General features: G+C 34.2%; 13 protein-coding genes and 1 tRNA gene. 5 read left to right on the top strand and 9 right to left on the bottom strand.

What is annotated here, in order from left to right; translation table 11 throughout:
- Positions 1-28: 28 nt before the first annotated feature.
- The 5 genes from THENA_RS06645 to rpoB all read right to left on the bottom strand — a co-directional run bounded on the left by THENA_RS06645 (position 29) and on the right by rpoB (position 11,474).
- A complete protein-coding gene (locus THENA_RS06645; protein ID WP_013756634.1) occupies positions 29-1,228 on the bottom strand; it encodes a DegT/DnrJ/EryC1/StrS family aminotransferase in 1,200 nt (399 codons plus the stop codon).
- Positions 1,229-1,276: 48 nt separating this feature from the next.
- The gene (locus THENA_RS06650; RefSeq protein WP_013756635.1) at positions 1,277-2,377 is read right to left on the bottom strand and encodes a glycosyltransferase; all 1,101 of its coding nucleotides are present in this window, start codon (positions 2,375-2,377) and stop codon (positions 1,277-1,279) included.
- Between the two features lie 84 nt (positions 2,378-2,461).
- Positions 2,462-3,586 carry a S1C family serine protease gene (locus tag THENA_RS06655; protein WP_013756636.1) on the bottom strand — a complete coding sequence of 375 codons (1,125 nt, stop codon included), beginning with the start codon at positions 3,584-3,586 and terminating at the stop codon, positions 2,462-2,464.
- An 83-nt stretch (positions 3,587-3,669) separates the two neighbouring features.
- Positions 3,670-8,097, bottom strand: a complete 4,428-nt coding sequence (locus THENA_RS06660; protein WP_041438562.1) for a DNA-directed RNA polymerase subunit beta'' — start codon at positions 8,095-8,097, stop codon at positions 3,670-3,672.
- A gap of 74 nt (positions 8,098-8,171) precedes the next feature.
- Positions 8,172-11,474: a DNA-directed RNA polymerase subunit beta gene (gene rpoB, locus THENA_RS06665; protein ID WP_013756638.1), complete on the bottom strand. Its 3,303-nt coding sequence runs from the start codon at positions 11,472-11,474 to the stop codon at positions 8,172-8,174.
- A gap of 123 nt (positions 11,475-11,597) precedes the next feature.
- Here rpoB and THENA_RS09830 point away from each other — a divergent pair, with 123 nt between their 5' ends.
- Positions 11,598-11,765: a Sec-independent protein translocase subunit TatA/TatB gene (locus tag THENA_RS09830; RefSeq protein WP_013756639.1), complete on the top strand. Its 168-nt coding sequence runs from the start codon at positions 11,598-11,600 to the stop codon at positions 11,763-11,765.
- A 114-nt stretch (positions 11,766-11,879) separates the two neighbouring features.
- Here THENA_RS09830 and THENA_RS06670 read toward each other — a convergent pair.
- From THENA_RS06670 to THENA_RS06685, 4 genes are all read right to left on the bottom strand, one after another.
- Positions 11,880-11,954, bottom strand: a tRNA-Val gene (locus THENA_RS06670).
- Between the two features lie 50 nt (positions 11,955-12,004).
- Positions 12,005-13,213, bottom strand: coding sequence for a serpin family protein (locus tag THENA_RS06675; RefSeq protein ID WP_013756640.1), 1,209 nt, complete (start codon positions 13,211-13,213; stop codon positions 12,005-12,007).
- A gap of 53 nt (positions 13,214-13,266) precedes the next feature.
- Entirely contained in the window at positions 13,267-14,811 is a 1,545-nt protein-coding gene (locus tag THENA_RS06680; protein WP_013756641.1) for an MORN repeat-containing protein, read from the bottom strand.
- Positions 14,812-14,850: 39 nt separating this feature from the next.
- Entirely contained in the window at positions 14,851-15,894 is a 1,044-nt protein-coding gene (locus THENA_RS06685) for a tetratricopeptide repeat protein (protein WP_013756642.1), read from the bottom strand.
- A 374-nt stretch (positions 15,895-16,268) separates the two neighbouring features.
- Here THENA_RS06685 and THENA_RS06690 point away from each other — a divergent pair, with 374 nt between their 5' ends.
- From THENA_RS06690 to THENA_RS06705, 4 genes are all read left to right on the top strand, one after another.
- The gene (locus THENA_RS06690; protein ID WP_083816162.1) at positions 16,269-17,063 is read left to right on the top strand and encodes a mechanosensitive ion channel family protein; all 795 of its coding nucleotides are present in this window, start codon (positions 16,269-16,271) and stop codon (positions 17,061-17,063) included.
- Positions 17,064-17,233: 170 nt separating this feature from the next.
- The gene (locus THENA_RS06695) at positions 17,234-18,436 is read left to right on the top strand and encodes an efflux RND transporter periplasmic adaptor subunit (RefSeq protein WP_013756644.1); all 1,203 of its coding nucleotides are present in this window, start codon (positions 17,234-17,236) and stop codon (positions 18,434-18,436) included.
- Positions 18,437-18,439: 3 nt separating this feature from the next.
- Positions 18,440-21,523, top strand: coding sequence for an efflux RND transporter permease subunit (locus THENA_RS10125; RefSeq protein ID WP_013756645.1), 3,084 nt, complete (start codon positions 18,440-18,442; stop codon positions 21,521-21,523).
- 56 nt (positions 21,524-21,579) lie between these two features.
- The gene (locus THENA_RS06705) at positions 21,580-22,731 is read left to right on the top strand and encodes an MFS transporter (protein ID WP_407635124.1); all 1,152 of its coding nucleotides are present in this window, start codon (positions 21,580-21,582) and stop codon (positions 22,729-22,731) included.
- Positions 22,732-22,785 lie beyond the last annotated feature (54 nt).

The following is a 22,785-nucleotide window of genomic DNA, read 5'->3' on the forward strand; positions in this document are numbered from 1 at the left end:
ATCCTTTCTAAAATTTATTATGAGTTAACTAGAAGACTTTTCTCTTAACAAAATAAATAATCTTTTTAATAGCGTAAACAACATCATCCACATCCTTTTCTGTTATATTTGCACCTATTGGAACAGAGAAAATTTTTTTACCTATTTTTGTAGCGACAGGAAATTCACTTTCTTCCAAAGAATATTTTTCTTTATAATATTTTTGTGTATGAAGGGGCAAATAATGTATTCCAGTTCCAATATTCTCATGCTTAAGTGCATCCATCATAAAATCTCTTGATAAAGAATCGTCAGTAATTTTTAAAATGAATAAATGATAAGAAGGTCTTCTTCTGTCAAATGAATATTCAATGGGTTCTATTTCATCAATTTCTGAAAACCTATTGATATAAATTTTGGCAATTTCATCTCTAATTTTCCAATACCTTTCTATTTTTTCTAGCTGTTTTATTCCTAATGCCGCTTGAATATCAGTCATATTATATTTGAATCCAGGCTCAATCACCTCATAGTGTTTAAAACCTTCAGAAGAATACCTCTTCCACGCATCTCTCGATATGCCGTGAAGTGATAGTATTCTTCCCCTTTCATAAAGTTTATTATCCTTAACAACTAACATACCGCCTTCAGCCGTAGTAATGTTTTTAGTAGCATAAAAGCTGTAGCTTGAAAAATCTCCATAATAAGAGATCTTTTTCCCATCCCATTCAGTCTCAATAGCATGAGCAGTATCGTTAATCCAAACCAGATTGTGTCTTTTTACTATTTCACTAATTTTTTCAATGTTACACGAATTTCCTGCCATATGAACCGATATTAAAGCCTTTGTTTTTTCATTAATCTTTGATTCAATAAGATCTTCATCAAAGTTTAAATCTGATTCCTTTATATCAATAAAAACAGGCTTTGCTCCGACATGTTCAATAACATTTGCGCTTGAAGCAAAAGTCAAAGTAGTTGTAATAACTTCATCATTATTTCCGATTCCAGCAAGAACAAGTGCAAGAAAAAGACCAGCCGTACAAGAATTAAGAGCTATACAATTTTTTACACCAATATATTCAGAAAACTTTTCCTCAAACTTTTTTACTCTTGGTCCTGTTGAAATCCAACCTGATCTTAGCGTCTTGACTACCTCTTCAATTTCATCTTCTTCAATCCTTGGCTTTCCAAAAACCAAAAAGTCTTCTCTTTGGGGCTTTCCACCCTCCAATGCTATCTTTTCCAAATAAAACCTCCTAAAGTGATTTATAAAACTTAGTCTTAAAAACTGCCATCATCTTAAAAGTGATTTATAAATTTCATAATATGACTTAACCATTTTATCAAGTGAAAAATTCTCGATTACGTGCTTTCTTCCTTCCTCTTTAATTTTTATTATACTTTCATCTTTATTAAAAAATTTATTTAAAAACTCTTTCATAGATCGATATATCGATTCTGAATCTGGATTTACTAAAAAACCAGTTTTATTATTAATAATTATCTCATTTGTTCCGGCAATATCAGTCGCTATTACAGGCACTTCCATTAAAAGTGCTTCTATTAGAATTGTAGGCAAACCTTCCTTTTCTATTGAAGAGGATATATAAAGATCGAATGAGCACAGAAGTTCAACCAAATCATCTCTTCTACCTAGAAAAATTATATCTTTTTCAATTTTTAAATTTTTTGCATGTTGTCTAAGTTCAGATTCTAGCTCTCCGTCCCCAACTACAACAAGAACAATTGCTTTATCTTTATAGTCATCTTTAATTTTTCTAAAAGATTCAAAGAGTAGTCTATGTCCTTTCATGGGAGAAAGCCTTGCAACAATACCTATGGAAAAAGTTTCGGAACTAATGCCAATTCTAGATTTAGCCCGATCTTTGTTTATTTTCTTTGGAAAATAATTCTCAAAATTAATACCATTATAAATCTGTGTTATATTGCCTGAAAATCCTTTTTTAATAAAATCTTTTTCAACAGATTTAGAACACGCTACTACAACGTCTGAATTCAAAAAATATTTTATAGAACTAACCTTTTGGGCGCTTGAAACAACCTTCACCTTAATTAATTTTTTTGCCATTCCAGCATAAAGAGCTGCTCTTGATAGTTGAGAATGAACAATATCAATTTTTTGATTTCTGATAATATTAACCAGTTTAAAGTAAGAAAACGGATCAAAAAAACCTTTAAATTGAATAGGAATAATATTAAAGGCTGGCTTGTCGGCCAGCCTAATTTTATAATCATTTAGGAAATCATAAGTATAACCATTATCTGGCATACCTATAACATTTTCTACATTGTAATTACATAAACCATACACAAAGTCAGCGAAAGTTTTTTGCCAGCTAAGTTCACCTTCATTCAAAAGATGTAAAATTCTCATAAACTATTTACTAGTTCAATGCTTATCAAATTACTTCAAATTCTTAATCAAAAAAGGTGAGTAAAGGATACAAATGATTTTAATCTAATATTTCATGCTTGCAGGTCTGGCTTCAAGAGTAACAGGTATTTCCATGATTTTACCAGATCTGTACAGAGTTACTTTAATCACATCTCCCACGTTATGAGTAAGAATTATATTTGGTAAAGTATAAACGTCAACTTCCTTATTATCAATCTTTAGGATTATATCTCCAGGTAAAATGCCAGCCTTCTCTGCAGGAGAATTTGGTAAAACCCTTGCTACATAGACAGCTGCATTTTGTTTAATTCCCATCTGGCTCAACTGATATTGATCAACAGGCAGCATGTCAATTCCAAGATATGGGTGAACAACCTCATGATTTGTTATTAATTGGTTCAATATATTTTTTGCAGTGTCTATTGGAATCGCAAAACCAATCCCCTGTGCATAAGGTATAATTGCAGTATTAATACCTATTACTCTTCCATTAATATCTACCAAAGGCCCACCTGAATTTCCTGGGTTTATAGCGGCATCAGTTTGAATAAATGGACCAGCATTATAAGCAGATGTTTGAACTCTTCTGTCTAGCGCGCTTACAATACCAAGAGTCACAGTACCAGAAAAACCATATGGATTGCCTATTGCAATAGCCCACTCTCCTAACTGAAGGTTTGAAGACGAACCAAGCTCTGCTGCAGGTAGACCTGTAGCATTTACTTTTACCACAGCTAAATCAGTAACAGGGTCTGCTCCAATCACCTCTCCATCAAATTTTCTGCCATCAGAAAGAGTGACTTTCACCTTTGTTGCATTGGCAATTACATGATTGTTAGTAAGGATTAATCCATCACTTCTAATAATAACACCAGATCCAAGCCCTTCTTCGGGAATTGGTTTCATTGGAATTCCAAAGAAATCAGATATAGGATTTTTAACGTACATTAAAGTGTTTATTTGAACAACGCTTGGCATAACTTTCTTTACTGCTTCAACTATAGGGGAATCTACAGACATATCTATTGCAGCTACAGCAGTTGAAGGCGCAACTTTTACCGGAGGTCTAAAAGCGGGAAATGCCCATATTGCGCCTAGAACTAGCATTCCTCCCAAACAAGCTGCTACAAAAAAGAAGATTGATTTTACCAGGACTTCTTTAAGTTTATTTCCTTTTTGTTCGTACATAAAAACCTCCTAACTTTATATACTTTGGAAAACATTTTTATTACGAAAATTATATCCTAAAAAATGTTGTATTACATTAAAATTTACTTATCATTTGCTTTAATATAGTCATAATTTTCATATAAATCAAACCCAGTTCCTGCAGGAATTAATCTTCCTATTACAACGTTTTCTTTCAATCCTCTAAGATAGTCTACCTTGCCTCTAATTGATGCCTCAGTTAATATTCTAGTTGTTTCCTGAAAAGAAGCTGCAGCAATAAACGAAGATGTGTTTAAAGATGATTTTGTAATGCCAAGCACTGCATCTTCTGCTTCTGGAGGAGTTTTGCCTTGAAGAGTTAACTCTTTGACCACTTTTTCGAATTCACCTCTATCCACATATTCTCCTGGTAACCAATCAGAGTCTCCATCATTCTTAATTTTTACTCTTTTAGTCATTTGTCTAACAATAATTTCAATGTGTTTGTCATGGATTGAAACGCTTTGATCTTTATACACCTTTTGAATTTCATCAACTATATATTGCTTCACTGCATCTATTCCTCTAGTTTTAAGTACCTCCTGAGGATAAAATTGCCCTTCTGTAAGAGGATATCCTTTTTTAATAAAGGCACCATCCGATACCTGAAGTTGTGTGCTTGCAGGTACAACAATTTCCTTTGTCTCCTCCAGCCCTTCTATTATAATTTTGACAGGTTCTGTATCACTATTAGAAATAATATGAACTATTCCATCTATCTCAGAAAGTATTGCGGCATTTTTTGGTCTCCTTGCCTCGAAAAGTTCTTCAACTCTAGGCAAACCCTGGATAATATCTTTTGTCTTAATTGCGCTTTCTTTTGATTTAGGTGAAATTGCAACTAATGTAGTGTTAGTCAACATGGTTGAATCTTTTACAAACAATCTTGAATTTTTATTACATGGCGCAAAATCACCTTGGTAAATGTAGACATGTGTAACCATCTCACCAGTTTCAGGATCTAAAACTGGCTCGAACTTTGGAATAACAGCCATGCCCAAAACTGGACTAGTGATACCTTCAGCAATTTCTTTACCAGGTACAACTTTTTCTCTATCTTTAATCTTAATATCAAGATTAGCATTAACCTTTATCACTATTGGCTTTTCTTTTGTGAAAAGAACTTCTCCATTTTGTGAAGCAATACTTATCACATTGTCCTGTGATATAACTCTTTCCTCGACAGGCATTGCATAAAATACAATATTGCCTTTCTCTGCTATAAGATACTCATTATCTTCATCTTCCTCAACAAGAACGTCATTCTCTTTTACAAAAGAACCATCCTTAACGTGTAGAAGCATCCCTCTATTCACAAAAACTTTAGCGCTTGTCTCACCTTTTATCACAATATTACCTTCAGAAATAGCTATAGTAGTCTCTACGTTATCGTTCAAAAAAGTGAAAGTCTTAAGAGATTCAAACTTTACTGTGCCACTAATCTTTGATCTTTCTATGTTTTTACTTCTATGAAGAGCTACTCCGCCAGTGTGAAATGTTCTCATAGTAAGCTGAGTACCAGGCTCTCCTATCGATTGTGCAGCAATAATGCCTACAGCTTCACCAAGTTCCACAACTTCCCTGGTAGCCAGACTCCAACCGTAACATTTTTGACATACTCCATGAGGAGTCTTACAGGTTAAAGGAGATCTTACAGCTACTTCTTTTATTCCAGCATCTACTATCTTATCAGCTATTGAAGGAGTTATTAACTCATTTCTTTTAACTATTATTTTTCCATCAGCATCATAAATATCCTCAGCACTAAACCTACCAATTATTCTATCTTTTAATTCCAAAATTACCTTTGTCCCATCCATCAAATCAGAAACCACAATGCTTTCTTCGCTGCCACAATCTTCTTCCCTTACAATTATTTCTTGTGCAACGTCAACCAATCTTCTCGTAAGATATCCAGAGTTAGAAGTTCTCAGTGCAGTATCGACCAAACCTTTTCTTGCACCGTACGTTGAAATGAAATACTCCATCATATTCATACCTTCTTTAAGGTTTGCCTTTATGGGAATAGGTATGATCCTACCATGTGGATCTGACATAAGACCTCTCATTGCAGCCAACTGCCTAACTTGGTCGATATTGCCTCTTGCACCAGAATTTGCCATCATAAATACGGGATTTCTTTCTCCCATACTTGAGTTCATTCTATCCTTAATTTCGTCAGTAATCATATTCCATTTTTCTCTTACTTTAGCATCTTTTTCTTCCTGAGTCATAGTACCTTCAGAAACGAATTCATCAAATCTTTTAATTTCTTCTTCCGCTTTCTTTATTATCTCTTTTTTTTCTGCGGGCACAACAAGATCGTCAATTGATATAGATATTCCAGATTCTTTAGCATATTTAAATCCCATATCCTTCAAGTCATCCACTAATTTCACCGTTCTGGTAAGGCCAAAATCTTCATAACATTGTCTTACTATTTTTGCAATTCTCTTCTTTGTTAGTGGTTCTCTATAGTAAGGCCACTTGCTGGGCAATATTTCATTAAATAATATTTGACCTACGCTAGTAGATAGAAATTCATTATCAATTTTCACAGCAATCCTATCAATAAGACTAAGTGAAAACTCATGTGATGGCTTTACGCTATCAATTTGATACCTTGTAATAGCATCGTTTTTATCTATAAAAAACAAGAATGGTTGTCCAGTTTTTATTTTTTTAATATTAGTTGTCAGATAACCATTAACTTTTTCAGAGTATACGTCTATTTTTTGAGTTTCATCAATTTCTCCTCTATTAAAAGCGTCTATTGCATCTTCTTCACTTCTAAAAGTAGGATTTTTTTCAAAACTTGTAAGATAGTGAAGTCCTAAAACCATATCCTGTGAAGGGGTAACCAATGGTTGGCCATTAGCAGGGGACAACAAATTATGACTCGAAAGCATTAACACCCTTGCTTCAGCTTGTGCCTCAAGGGACAGTGGAACGTGAACAGCCATCTGATCGCCGTCAAAGTCTGCATTAAAAGCCGTACAAACTAAAGGATGAAGTTGTATGGCTTTACCCTCTATTAAAACTGGTTCAAACGCCTGGATTCCAAGCCTATGAAGTGTGGGAGCACGATTTAGGAAAACAGGATGCCCTTGTATAACTTCAGCAAGGATATCCCATATAACATTTTCACCTCGTTCTATTTTTCTTTTGGCTCCTTTTACATTTCCAGTAATACCCCTTTTAATAAGCTCATGAATTACAAAAGGCTTAAAAAGTTCTAAAGCCATTTCTTTTGGCAAACCACATTGATGGAGTTTAAGGGTAGGACCCACAACAATTACTGAGCGCCCAGAATAATCTACTCTTTTCCCCAACAAATTCTGCCTAAAACGTCCTTGCTTCCCCTCAATGATATCAGAAAGAGATCTAAGAGGTCTATCATGAGTTCCAGTTACAGGCTTTAATCTTCTTTCGTTATCAAAGAGTGCATCTACTGCTTCCTGGAGCATTCTTTTTTCGTTTCTAACAATAATCTCAGGAGCACCCATATCAAGTAGTTTTTTTAATCTGTTATTTCTATTAATAACTCTTCTATAAAGATCATTTAAGTCCGAAGTAGCAAATCTTCCACCATCCAACTGAACCATCGGCCTAAGATCAGGTGGAATAACAGGTATAGCTTCCAAAACCATCCAAGCAGGATTAGCGCCAGATTTTCTGAAAAACTCCAAAACCCTGAATCTCTTTATCATCTTGAGCCTTTTTGGGCTTTGAGAAGATGTTGAAGTCATCTCTTCTTTAATTTGATTACTCAGTTCTTCAACGTTAATAGACTCTAATGCCTCTTTAATGGCTTCAGCTCCCATTTTTGCTACAAAGTAGTTTTGGCCAAAACTATATGTATAATATTCGTATTCATCAGCAGTTAAAATCCTTCCTGCCTCAAGAAAAGTATCTTTAGGATCAACAACCTGATAATTACCGTCATTTAAATGCTCTACTTCAATTGCCGATCTGCCAAGTTGCTTTACCCAGTATTCGTATTCATCTTCAGAAAGTGTTTTAAACTTTTGTAATCCGCTATCTTTAGGGTCCAAAATTAAGTATCTCGAAAAATATATTACTTCTTCAACTTCTTTGTTTGAAAGGTCTAAAACAGAACCAATATAACTTGTAGTACCTTTAAAATACCAAATATGAGCAACAGGAGCTGCCAAGTCAATGTGTCCCATTCTTAATCTTCTTACCTTTGATGAAGTAACCTCAACTCCGCACCTATCACAAATTGTTCCTTTATATCTTGGTCTTTTATATTTGCCACAATAACATTCATAATCCTTAGTAGGCCCAAATATCTTTTCGCAAAATAGACCACCTCTTTCAGGTCTCAGCGTTCTATAATTAATAGTTTCAGGTTTTTTTACTTCTCCTTTTGACCATGATCTTATCTTTTCACTTGATGCAAGACCAATCTTTATGGCTACAAGTTTAGAAGAAGTTTTATCCTTAACTTGTTTGTTATTTTCACTAATTTCAACAAAGGGTTCCAAACTATTTCCTCCCTTTCAAAATTTGATATTTCAAGCTAAAGTTACTAGCTCCTCTTCTAGCCTTCGACATCCACAGACTTTAAAAGTGGCAATACGTTGTTGTCATCTTCATCTATATGTTCTAAATCAATTTGACTTCCATCTTGATGTATAAGGGTAATATCAAGTGCCAATCCCTGAAGCTCTCTAACCAATACTTTAAACGACTCAGGCAAACCAGGGGTTCCAAGATTTTTGCCTTTGATTATAGCTTCCATGGCTTTCGTCCTACCAGTAATGTCATCAGATTTTATAGTTAATATCTCTTGCAGCACGTTCGCAGCGCCGTATGCCTCTAAAGCCCAGACTTCCATTTCACCAAATCTCTGTCCACCAAATTGAGCTTTGCCTCCAAGTGGTTGTTGAGTAATTAAAGAATAAGGACCAGTTGACCTTGCGTGTATCTTATCGTCAACAAGGTGCACAAGTTTTAAGAGGTACATATAGCCTACTGTTACGGGAGACAAAAAGGGATCACCTGTTTTTCCGTCATATAGAGTAACTTTCCCATTTTTTCCAATAAATGGTTTTATTTCTCTTGCTTTTTCCAAATATTCTTCAACGAACCTTTCAGACGCTCTTTCACCAAACGATTCATCAAACGGCGTTGCTTCAAATTTATATTCTACGTTCTTATCCTTGCCAAAGTTATTAAGAACTCCAGCAGCAAGACCAAGAAGCACTTCAAAAATCTGTCCGACGTTCATTCTTGACGGAACACCCAAGGGATTCAAAACGACGTCTACGGGGGTTCCATCGGGCAAATACGGCATATCAGCTTCAGGCAAAATTTTAGATATTACCCCCTTGTTTCCATGTCTACCTGTCATTTTGTCTCCAACAGAAATCTTTCTTAATTGAGCTACCGTAACTCTTACTTTTGTTATTACTCCAGGTGGAAGATCGTCTCCGTTGTTTCTAGAAAAAACCTTTACATCAATAACCTTACCCTTTTCTCCATGGGGTAATTTGAGAGACGTGTCTCTCATATCCTTTAATTTATCGCCAAAAATTGCCCTTAATAGCCTTTCTTCAGATGGAGGTTCTACATCTCCTTTCGGAGTAAGCTTACCTACCAAATAATCCCCAGCTTCTACTTCAGTTCCAACTACAACAATGCCCTGCTCGTCAAGATGCCTTCTTGCTTCTTCTGAAACATTAGGAATCTCTCTTGTTATCTCTTCATCTCCTAATTTGGTTGATCTTGCTTCAACTTCATAACTTTCAATGTGTATGGACGTAAATACGTCCTCTCTTACAAGTCTATTGCTAATAAGTATCGCATCTTCAAAGTTGTAACCACCAAAAGGCATAAAAGCAACCAGGACGTTTCTACCCAGAGCCAATTCGCCACTATCAGTTGCACAACCAGATGTAAGAACTTGTCCCTTCTTGACTCTATCTCCTGCTCTTACTAGAGCCTTTTGGTTAAAACAAGTTGCATTATTAGTTCTAACAAATTTCATTAATTTATACTCTTTCGAAGTTCCATCATCAAAATCAATAATTATTTTTCCTCCCGCAGCGCTCCTAACAGTTCCATCCTTTTCAGCTACGTGAACCATACCTGAATCAATTGCAGCTACCATTTCCATGCCAGTACCAACCCATGGCGCCTCTTCTACAACAAGAGGTACTGCCTGACGCTGCATGTTGCAACCCATCAAAGCACGGTTTGCGTCGTTGTGCTCTACAAAAGGAATCAGAGATGAACTCAAGCTGAGCATTTGCTTCGGAGAAACACCAATATAGTCAATCTTATCAGGAGGAACTTGTTGAAATTCACCATTATATCTTGCTACTACAGTGTCTCCAACAATCTTCTTGTTTTCAACTTTCACGTCTGCAGATGCAATATAAACGTTTCTTTCTTTACTAGCTGTAAAACTTTCTATAATATCAGTTAGTTTGCCGTTTTTAACCTTCCTATAGGGAGTCTCCAAAAAACCGTAATCATTTACAACGGCATAAATAGTTGGTGAACTAATTAATCCAACATTTGGACCTTCAGGGGTTTCGATAGGACAAAATCTCCCATAGTAAGAAGGATGAATATCTCTGACCTCAAAGCCAGCTCTCTCTCTTGTTAATCCTCCAGGACCAAGAACAGAGATTCTTCTTTTATGAGTTAGCTCTGCAAGTGGATTGGTTTGATCCATGTACTGTGATAACTGACCGGTACAGAAAAATTCACGCAAAGCTACAGTAAGGGGGCCGCTATTTATAATATTACTAATCTTAAGTTTTGTGGTACCTTTATATAAAGACATTCTCTCATGAATTACATGCTCCATCCTATATAGGCCTTCTCTAAATTTTTGTCTTACAAGCTCTCCTACTAATCTAACTCTTCTGTTTTCTAAATGATCTATGTCGTCAAGAGTGCCATCACCATAATGGAGATTTACAAGATATTTAACAATTGCAAGCATGTCTTCTCTATGAAGGACAAGGCAATCGAGTGGAACAATACCGTTTAAGCCTAACTTTTCGTTTATTTTAAGACGACCAACTTCGCCTAGATCAAATCTCTTTTTATCAAAAAACCTATTATTGATGATGCCCTTAGCTGCCTCAGGATTTGGAGCTTCTCCTGGCCTAATTTTCTTATAAAATTCTTGAAGGGCTTCTTCTCTATTTTGAGTATTATCCTGCGCAAATGTTGCCTTTCTAAATTTGTCATCCACTAAAGCCTCTTCAATTCTTGATTGTTCAATCCCACAAGCCTTAAGAAAAGTAGATACTGGTAATTTTCTCGACTTTTCGATTCTAATCCAAACAGTACCATTTGAGGGAGCTTCAAAGTTTATCCAATTTCCTTTCACAGGTATTACTGTCCCAACAAATGTTTTTCTGTCCATAAGATCTTTGTCTTCTTTAAAATAAACGCCAGGAGATCTTGTAAGTTGGTTAACTATAACTCTTTCCGAGCCATTTACAATAAAAGTCGCTCGTTTCGTCATAATTGGTATTTCTCCCAACAAAACTTCAGACTCAACGACTTCTTGACTTTGCTTATCAAGCAATCTTAATTTAACCTTTATTTGAGCCTCATAAGTCTTATCCTTGATTCTAACTTCTTCTTCAGATAATTTTGGTTCTTCCAAACGATATGAAACAAAGGATAATTCAAACCTATCACCTGCATCTACAATCGGAAAATAAGAGCTCAACTCCTCTCCGATTCCCTGATAAAGAAACTTTTCGTAGGATTTTTTTTGCAGATCTAAAAGATTTGGTATAGGTGCCTCAATCTTCTGTTTTTCATCCAAACTCTCACCCATAAATCTAATACGGGGTTTAACCAACACATCTCTCATAAACACACCTCACAAGACAAGTTCTTGCATCACACGAAGAAAAAAGATAAAATATAACACAATAATCATCAAAAATAACATTTAAAAAGCAAACTCCAAAAAATAAAGAAAGGAATAAAGAAAATGATAAGTTGGCAACAAACCGGAATGATAATAGCAATTCTTTTGATCGTTCTTGGTCCTAGAAAGCTTCCAAAAGTTACAAAAGAAATTGGGAAAACGCTTGGAAGCATTAAAAAAGAAACCCAAGAGATCAAAGATCAAGTAGATATAACTAAAGAAATTAAATAAAGTAGAAACAATTTTAAACCAAAACATTATCTCGTCTAAAGAAAAAAACCAAAAAAATAAAAAATTTAAGCGATTCTTGAGGCTTTATGCATATCCCTCCTAAAAGATAAAGAGTGGTGGGCGAAGTAGGAATCGAACCTACGACCCCTTGCGTGTGAAGCAAGTGCTCTACCTCTGAGCTATCCGCCCAAAAAATGTGCAAAAATTTATCTTAACACAAATGTGTATATTTGTAAATACTAAAAAATTTCAAACCATTCGTCAGGATGAGGGTTCTCTATTGAAGCTATTAACAGCCACGCATTAGTCTTTTTGTTAGCTATAACCATTACAAACGGATGATCGAAATTCACGACATCCTTAATGTCTTTGTTAAATATTGTCTTATTTAACCCATATTCATCGACCTTCAAAAAATTATCAGAGATCTCGTTTGAAACAAAAGAAAAGTTTGCAACTTTAAACATTTTTTTAAAATCAGCATAGTTTTGATCAAAAGGATCTCCTACTCCTATCCCCTTAAATTCGGGTATAAAGGAGGTTTTGTATTCAAGATCCATTTTTGGAATTATAAGCATCAAAGGCCTTTTTTTAAATTGTGTAGACCAATTAAAATAATTTTCACCGTTCATGTTTCTATAGATATTCATAAGAGTTTTTGTTCCTTTTGGCAGAAAAAATACTGCTTCTAGATCTGGGTCTGCCAGTTCAACTTTGACTGCTTGAAAGATATCATTTTCATAATAATCGAAATTGCCTGTAGTTTTCATATACAAAGCTTTAGCAGTCTGACCATTTGAAAGATAAAAAGTCCCCTTTTTAGTAAGATTTTTTGGAAACTCATTTTTCCATGCAAGCTTTGCATAAGTAATATTTATCAAATACATCATTGTATCCTTGCTTACATCCTTTTTACTGACAATACTCGTAACTTGATGATTTGTACTTGTTTTGACCCAATCATTTATAGCAGAAGGTGTATATTTATCAGAAAAGTTTATATAGGTCAAATCAAATCCTGGATAAAAAGAATTAATTGTAGACATAAACTCTGGATTGAATGTAAATCCATTTTGAACCCAAAGAGATGACCTTGTAAAAATGAACATCTTTTTATCGTAGACATAAGGAGTTGAACTTACAGTATTTTTCCAAAAAGAATTAATTTCTGATTCGCGATAACCATTAAAACCTTGAACAAGATTTAGCTCATCAAAAGTAGAACCCACAGCACCATTAGAAAGAACACTTAGCGATTGTCCCAATCCTATTGGAGAAAAAATTACATTATTGTCGAATTCATGATTCCTTACTTCATTCATTAACTTGATCCCAAAATTTATATTCCCCTTAATTAACTGGCTATCATCTACCCCCTTAGCAAAAGCAGTACAGATAAAAATCAACATAAAAAACAATATATCCAGAAAAATTAAAAATCTTTTCAATAAGATCACCTCTCTAATAATAAGATAGCATAAATTTCAAAAATTTATAATTACTAATATTTCTTTGTCCCTTTAAAAACACCGTCAAACCAATATCCTTTTTCAACTCTCCCATCAGCATAATACATTGTTCCGAAGCCATGCCTTTTTGACTTACTCCATTCTCCTTCATATCTGTCACCATTTGCATGTTCTAAAATCCCTTTTCCCTCCCAAAAATCAGAATCCCATTCCCCGACGTAGTGATTTTTATTTGCTGCAAAAAATTCTCCATATCCGTGTCTCTTATCGAACTTCCACTCTCCGTCATAAATATCCCCTTTAGTTGTTACAAATCTACCTCTTCCATGTCTTTTACCATCTTTACACTCTCCCTCATACCTATCTCCGTTCGGCCAAGTCAAAACGCCGCTCCCCTTGAATTCTCCGTCTTCAAAAACTCCTTCATACTTCCTTCCATCTAAATTTTTCAAAACTATTGTGCTATAAAATTTTCCCTCCCTCCACTCTCCATCACATTCAAGACCATCAGACAATATTAATTTGCCTTTGCCAAAAAATTGATCATCTCTAAATTCTCCAACAAATCTGCTATTATTTGGCCACCAAAAAGTACCTTTCCCATGCATTAAGTTCTCTTTAATGTCTCCAAAATATTTTCTGCCATCAGGCCAAAAAATCACTTTTTCACCGACAAACCTACCATTTATATACTCAACCTCATATGTCTTCCCCTCAAAGTAAATAAAGCCTTTGCCCGCTATTTTATCATTGACAAATTGTCCCTCAAAAATTATGCCGCTTGAAAAAAACATTTTTCCTAAACCACATTTTTTCCCTTCTTTCCACTCTCCATCATATTTATCTCCATTTTTATAATAAAATTTACCCCTGCCATCATACAAGTCATTCTTCCACAAGCCTTCATATTTAGTTGAATTATGATAATACATTATTCCATAACCATTTTTCATTCCATCTTTAAAGTATCCTTCATACCTATCTCCATTAACTGAAGTAAAAATTCCCTGACCTTCCCACTTACTCTCTTTCCATTCTCCCTCATATTTATCGCCATTAGGCCAGATGTAAATTCCTCTTCCACAAAATTGATCGTCTTTGTATTCTCCCTCATATATACTACCATTAGGCCATTTAAAAACTCCTTTACCAAATTTTTTGCCACGTCTCCACGAACCCTCATATGTCCTTCCATCAGGCCAGATTTCTTTTCCCTGAATCAGTTCGTCATCCTTCCATTGCCCCTCTAGCCTAACACCAGACAATGGATTTGATTCTAAAAATGTAAAAACCCCATAACCATCCCTTACACCTTCTTTAAATTCTCCTTCATATATTCCTTCGCCTTCATAAAAAGCCTTTCCTTTGCCATGCTTTCTACCGTCCTTAAATTCTCCCTCATATTTGTTGCCGTTTGGTTCTATAAGGATCCCAAAACCATTTGGAACTAAGTTCAAAAGATCGCCCTTATATTTTGAACCATCTTCAAAATATTTCCACGGATCTACTTTTCTTGAGTCTTTAGCTTTTTCTTTCTTTTTATTAAACACTCTAGCAATCGGATCAAAAAAGCCCACATTTTACCTCCACCAAAAACTATCTTGAATTTATTCTAACTATAATTTCTTGTCAATTGCCTCCTTTAAATCCTTAAATGATGAATTTTCTGGATCTAAAGAAAGAGCAGCTTCAATGTCCTTCTTTGCATCTTTATATTTATTTAATTCATATTCATAATATGCCTTTTGAAAATAATAATACTTGTTTTGTGAAATAGATAAAGCAGTTTCAATATCATCCAGAGCCTTTTTTGGTTGTTTCAACGAATCTTCGATTTTTGCCCTCATTGCATAATAATCGCTCTGGTTAGGATCCAAAGATATTGCAAAATTTAAGGCTTCAAGTGAACCCTGAAAATTGCTTAAGTCATAAAGAATATTTCCTTTAAGAAAAAAAAGATCAGCTTTTTTGCTATCGATCTCCAATGCCTTGTTTACATCTAATAAAGCATTCTCATAATCCCCTTTTTCCAACTCAAGGCTTGATTTGAATTCAAGTATCTGCAGCGAATTCGGATATAACTTATAAGCACTATTGATAGTAGAGAGCGCGTCATCAATTTTGCCATTACTTTGTTCCAAAGAAGCTTTAAACAAAAAATATTCGCTTCTTGGTTCTAATTTAATTGCGTTGTCAACATCTTCTAAAGATTGATCATATTTTTTTTCTAAATAATAGTCGATCGCTCTACCAAAATAGAATTTAGGAACATGACTGTTTATCTCAATTGCCTTAGTGTAAAAGTTAATAGCTGTATCAATATTTCCTGTTTCCTCATTGATTTTTGCCAGGCCATAATAGCCCTCACTGTTATTAGGATTTAACAAGATAGCTTCATTAAAATCCTTAGATGCCTCAGTTAAGTCTGAGTCAACGTAAAAACATTTACCTCTCAATGTAAGAAATTTATCGCGTAATGGATTATTCTTATCCATTTGCAAAAGAGCTTTTGTAAGTTCAATTGAACAACCCAATGCATCACCTTTCTGCAACTTTTCTTCTGCTTGTTTGTACACATCATCAAGGCCAGCAGCATAACATGCTGTTACAATAAATATAAATATTATTAATGAAATTATCACGTATCTTTTTATTATCATCTTTAATTTATTTTATAACATTTGAATAACTTTAAGCTATTTTTCAATCAAATTAAACAAAACCTCTTCTCGCTTATACTTAAGATATTGGTATAATTAAAACAAAAATAAAGGAGGTAATATACATAATAAATTTTTTTGAAAGTCTAATAAAACCTGTAATTCTTTTTGTTTCGTTTACTCTCTTTGGCCTGATTACAGAAAAAGTTATATTAGCAAGAATACTGAATACAAAGCTTTCAAAAAACTACCTAATAAAAATTATTATAAGATCATTTAATTGGCTCTTTTCTTTATTTTTTATAATAATAGGACTACACCTTGCACTTTACAATTATCCCTTTACATACCAACATTCTTTCCTTTTAAACAAGATGTTTACTTCGTTAGAGATATTAATAGTCTTTTTGTTTTTGGCAAGAACCACTTCAAAAATTATAGTTCACTTTTTCTCCAAAAATGATAGCATCTTACCTGCTACAAGCATAATATCTAATGTAATATTTATTGCAGTTATATTTTTAGGAATTCTGGTAATGTTAGAAGGAATCGGAATTTCAGATGTGCCAATCTTAACAACTTTTGGAGTTGGCGGCCTAGCTGTTTCACTTGCCCTTCAAGACACCCTTTCCAATTTTTTTGCAGGAATTCATATTCTAGCCTCAAAAAAAATTCAACCAGGCAATACAATAATCTTAGAAAACGGCCAAAGGGGCAAGGTTACTGACATTAATTGGAGAAATACTACCCTTTTGACTCCTGATAATAATTTGATAATAATACCAAACTCAAAGATTTCTACTTCAATAATTACAAACTATTCTTTTCCAGAAGAAAACTTTAGCGTTAGCTTGCAAATAGGCATTTCTTACGATAGCAATCTTAACGAAGTAGAGGAAAAAACTGTTAACTTTCTTAAAAACTTTGTACAAAATACTCCTGGATGTGTAAAAAATATTGACCCCATATTAAGATATCAAAAATTTGACAATTCCTGCATAACCCTTTCTATATACATAAGAGTACAATCTTATTCAGACCAGTTTGTAGTTCTCCACGAACTAATCAAGTCAATACACAAGTTTTATAAAGAAAACCACATTGAAATACCATACCCAATTCAAAATATTATTTTAGAAAAATCAAAAAAACTTGATAATTCTCTTTAAATAGAATTTCCTTAACTAGTATCAATTTATTATTTTAATGTTTTCCTTTAAAACAATAATTACAATAATTTAAAAATCAAGGTTTGCGTTCTTTCACTTTTGTATAATTATATGATATTATTATCTAATAATGTTTAAATCAATTTATAAATTTTGAAGAGGGGTAGTTTATGAAAAAATTCGATGTTAGAAAAAGGCTTCCAAAGAGTAGGAAGGGAAGAATAGTTCTTACCGTCTTAATTGTAGTGTTAATAGCGCTATTCTTTTTCATCAAGAAAAAAATAGAAATTATGCTCACTCCTCCAGCAAAACCTTATTCTGCAGTAGTAAAAGTGGTCAAAGTGAAATCAGGAATCCTCAAGGCATCACAAAAATATCTAGGAGATTTTCGCCCCGAAAACGACGCTCTTATTACCGCTAAAATAAGCGCAAAGCTCGATTATATAGCCAGCGAAGGCACTCCAGTGAAAATTGGACAGGTAGTTGCAAAATTAGATTCAAAAGATATTCAATCGAATATTCAATCACTTATATATAACAAGAGATCTCTTGAAAGTACACTAAGCGGTGCGTATTCTGAAATAGAAGCTGCAAACACCCAACTTGCGAACGCAAAAAATAATTTAGAGAGATACCAATATTTATACAAAGTAGAAGCAGTACCAAAAGTAGAACTAGAAACAATGGAAAACAATTACAAAGCAGCTGAAGCCAATCAAAAAACTGCAATAAGCCATCTTCAAAGTATTCAGGAAAGTATAAAAAGTGTCAACTCTCAAATCGCTTCTCTTGAAGATTCTTTGACTTATAGCATAATCACATCCCCTTTTAATGGCTTTATTGTAAAAAAATACTTTAATGAAGGCGATACAGTAGTTCAAGGAAAGCCTATATTAGAAATTACAGGAGGCGAGAATTCACTTGTGTACGTGAGCGTACCCGTTGAAATTTCAAGCAAAGTTAAAGTTGGAGATGTTGAAACTATATCTTATAATGGCAAGACTGCTCAAGCAGTAGTAGACGCAATACTTTCAAGTTCTGACAATAACTTAAACATGATAAAACTAAAACTTAACTCTAATCCTTTCAACCTACCAGCGCACACAATGATAGATACATATATTTACACTGGAAGTGCCAAAGGCTTTATAGTTCCAAACAACTCAATAGTAAAATCAAATGGCAGAACATACGTAATTGTTGTAGGAAAAGATAATCGAGCAAAATTTGTAGACGTAAATATACTTGCCCAAAGCGATAAAGAAAGTTGCGTCAGTGGTGATCTTACAGATAATTCAGAAGTAGTCACTGGAGAAGATTCACTTCTCTTGAGAATATATGAAAACCAACCCCTCGAAGTGGTAAAAGAGTAGAAGATGCTTAAATGGTATATTACTAGACCACATTTTGTATTTGCAATACTTATTGCCTTTTTATTACTTGGTATAATAGGGTTTTTTAGCATGTCAAGAGACCTCTTCCCACCTGCTGATAGACCCCAAATTGATGTAGTAGTTGTAGAACCTGGCGCTTCAGCAAGGTATGTAGCAGATCATGTAAGTGCAGTAATAGAAAGAGAACTTTATACACTTAGCGGTATCAGGAGGGTTTATTCTACTTCCAACGACGGATTTTGCACTGTTACAGCAGAATTTCACTATGGCAAAAATATTGGAGAAGCTAAGACAGATGTTCAAAATGGTCTGTCTAAAGTAGCAAACCTATTGCCATCTGATATTCAGACTCCTCAAATTTACGAGGTTACGTCATATTCACCACCCGTAATAGTACTTTCGATTTCTCCAAAAGAAGGCTCAAACCTTTCGATGTCAGATGTAAGATATATCGCTGAAAATCAGATAAAGGATGAGATATTAAGAACAGGTGAAGTTGCAAACGTTGATGTTTTCGGAGGATACCAAAAAGACATAGAAATAAAATTTGACAATACGAAACTGGCATCTTTAGGACTTAGCGTTCAAGATGTAGTAAATACAATCCAAAAATCGAACAAAGACATGCCACTCGGTATTATTATGAACCCAAATTCACAATATACCTTTAAAGTGCTTACAGAAGCTACAAATCTTGACATGATAAGAAATTTCCAAATAACCCCGGGTGTAAAATTAAAAGATGTAGCAAGCGTAGACTACGGCTATCCGTCTCCTACATCTTTCTACCACGGAGATGGACATCAGGCAATCGCTGTTGCTGTACAAAGGCCATATGGTGGAGCTGTAATGACAACTATCAATACAGTCGAAAAAATATTGCCAAAACTTAGAACTCAGTTTCCTCAACTAAATATTCAAATTTCAGATACACAAAAAGAATTAGTACAATTAAGTAATGACAACATGTTTGAAGCTTTAAGAGATGCAATAATATTTACTGCAATAGTAATATTTTTGTTTCTTGCAGATTTGAGGCTTACAATAATTTCAGCAATTTCAATACCATTCGTTTATCTTGCCACAATTGCTATAATGTGGGTATTCAATATTGGCTTTAACATTGTAAGCTTAACAGGAATAATTTTAGCTCTTGGTATGTTAGTAGACGACGCAATAGTAATATTAGAAAATATAGAAAGACATCATACCCAGCTTAAAGAATCTCCATTAGATGCAGCTATAAATGGAACAAAAGAAGTCATGCTGGTTGTTTTTGGGGGTACTCTTGCCACAAGCGTGGTACTTTTGCCACTAATGTTCGTAGGGGGATATCCTGCACAGATCTTTAAACCACTTGCAGGAACGTTGTTAATTGCTATAGTAGTTTCATACTTTGTCTCTATTACCCTTATCCCAATTCTTAGTATAAGAATGTTAAAGTCTAAATCAAAAAAATCGAAATTCGAGACAAAAATTAATAGTATAATGGAATTTTGGCTTAACCCATTTAAACAATTTTACGCAAACGCGGTAAAATTTTTAATAGACAACAAGAAGATGCGAATACCTTTAACTTTACCTCTCTTGCCACTTTTGATGCTTAGTATTGGAGTTGTAATCCCCACTATCGGAAGAGATCTTATGCCACCAATGGATACTGGTATTGTAAAAGCAAATATTACCTTTGACAGCAACACTTCTATTTTAAAAGTGAATCAAACTCTTTTTGAAATAGAAAAGTATGTAAAATCCCTGGGTGATGTAGAAATGATGTCTGATGCCATAGGCTCAGAACCAGGAGTTTTAACAATTTCAGCAGGCCCACCGCAAGTAGCCAATATGACTATTCATTTTGTCAACAGATTTAAAAGGAGCTTAACCATATGGCAGCTAGAAGACAAAATCAGAAACTATATAAGGACGCTTCCTGGAGTAAAGTATGCCGACGTATATGATTATGGGGCCACACCGCTATCATCAATAAAGGCTACTCTCGATACTACTATTTATGGTGATAGTGTAGAATCTGTCAATAGAGCTGGCAATGTAGTTATTCAAGCTATGAAAAACGTTAAAGGATTGAAATCATACTCAAAAAGCTGGGATCTGGATAACCTTGAATACGTTTTTAAGATTGATCATTTAAAAACCGCATATTATCAAACTACTCCTTATGATGTAGCATCACAACTCTCTGCAGGAATACAGGGAGCAACCGCATCAATCTTTACTGTTCCAAATGAAACTGGATATTTGATAAAAGTTATACTTCCTTCCTCTTCAAGAGAATATGTAAATAGTCTAAAAAGCTTTCTAATAAAAACCCCAAAAGGCTTTATACCTCTTGAATCTTTTGGAACTTTAAGTACAATTTATGAGCCCACTATTATTACAAGAGAAGCAATGAAGTATACTCAAGACGTAATGGGTTATCGCTCTACATTTCCTGTTACTCACATTATGGAAAGCTTTACCCCTGCACTTCAAAAAGCCATAAAAGAAAACAAGGGCAAAGTTACTTCTGATGTAGAGTTAAAACAAACTGGCGATATATCTACGATGATGGATTCCATGGAAAGAATGTTCAAGGCAATATTCGTAGGTTTTATTCTTCTTTATCTGGTACTTGCTCCGATATTCAGATCGTGGCTAAACCCTCTTGCTATTATGGCAGCTATACCGCTTTCTATAATTGGTGGTGCATGGTCTCTATTAATAGCAGACAAGCCAATGTGTCTACCCGCTATTATGGGCTTTGTATTACTCTCTGGCATAATTGTTAAAAATTCTATATTAATAATTGATTTTATAAAAACTTATCTTGATCAAGGCTATGACAGAGAAGAGGCAGTACTTCAAAGCATTCACATAAGAACAAGACCTGTAATGATGACAGCATTTGGCACTGCAGTTGGCATGATTCCAATAGCAATGCAGTGGGCAATTGGATTAGAAAGGCTGTCTCCTCTTGCAGTAGTTGCAATTGGAGGCTTGATATTCGGGACGTTTTTAAGTCTTATTTATGTCCCATTTTTCTCATATTTTATAACAAAGAAGGGTTAATAGTTAATATAAGAACCATCTTAAATGAAGAAAGATATTTAGTCTATGCAAGAGCTATAAGAAGTATTGGACAGGGAACTCTTTTAGTTGATTTTCCTTTATATTTGCACCAAATAGGCTGGAACTCTGTCTATATAGGAGCGCTTTTTAGCGCTAGTTTATTTATAAATGGGACCTTATCATTTCTTTTTGGATTGACTGCAGGAAAGTACGATAAGAAAAAATTTATTTTAGGATTTCAAGTTATTTTAATAATTTGCGCAGCGATTGCATTTTTCACTTCAAACAACTTCTTGCTTGGTATTGTTGCAATAATTGGAGGATTTGGCAGAAGCGGAATGGGTGGCTCTGGACCTTTTGCAGTAATAGAAGTTTCATGGTTGAATGACTTAATAAAGTATAGCAGAAAATCTGCAATCTTTAGCCTTAACAACTCTCTTATATTTTTTGGGATGGGAGTTGGAACTATGATTGCAACCGTTCCTGAATTTTTGTCGAATTTTATCGCTCCGGCTCTTGCATTTAGAGCAATCTTTCTTACGATAATTTTCTGGAATATAATTTGTTTTTACTTGATCACCAAAGTAAAAAATGATCCTATAACTCAAAATAAAGATATAGATAAATCTAAAAAAGAAAATAAAGATATTAGCAAGGAAAATAAAAGTTTATTTATTTTATTCGCGTTAAATACCCTCAACGGATTATCTCTTGGTTTTATAATGCCACTTTTACCTTATTGGTTCAAGCTAAAGTTCAATAGCAATGCTTTCGACCTTGGAATAATATTTACCATATCTCTTTTTATGACATCTCTTTCAAGCATTCTATCTATATATCTTATACAAAAACTTGGCGCAGCCAAAACTGTAACCCTTATGAGACTAGGAGGTCTGATATCTTTGCTTTTGATGATTTCATCTCCTAGTTCATTATTGGCAGGATTTTTTTACATGTTAAGATCCTTTTTGAATAGAGGAAATATCGGCGCAAGACAAGCCCTTGTTACTAATATTACCAGAAACAAAGCAACTTTGGCTCTTAGTATAAACAACTTTTCACAAATATTATCTTTATCAATTGGACCATTTATTACAGGAATATTTTTTGCACACAAAGACTATATTACACCGTTTATTGTAGGCGCTATATTTCAGATACTCTATCTTGTATGTTTTTATATATTCTTCAAAAATTACGAAGTATAAAATTGTAGATCACATCACTAATAATAATAAGTATGTGGAAAAATCTTTTAATTA

It is taken from the genome of Thermodesulfobium narugense DSM 14796 (genome assembly GCF_000212395.1).
Classification (GTDB): Bacteria; Thermodesulfobiota; Thermodesulfobiia; order Thermodesulfobiales; family Thermodesulfobiaceae; genus Thermodesulfobium; species Thermodesulfobium narugense.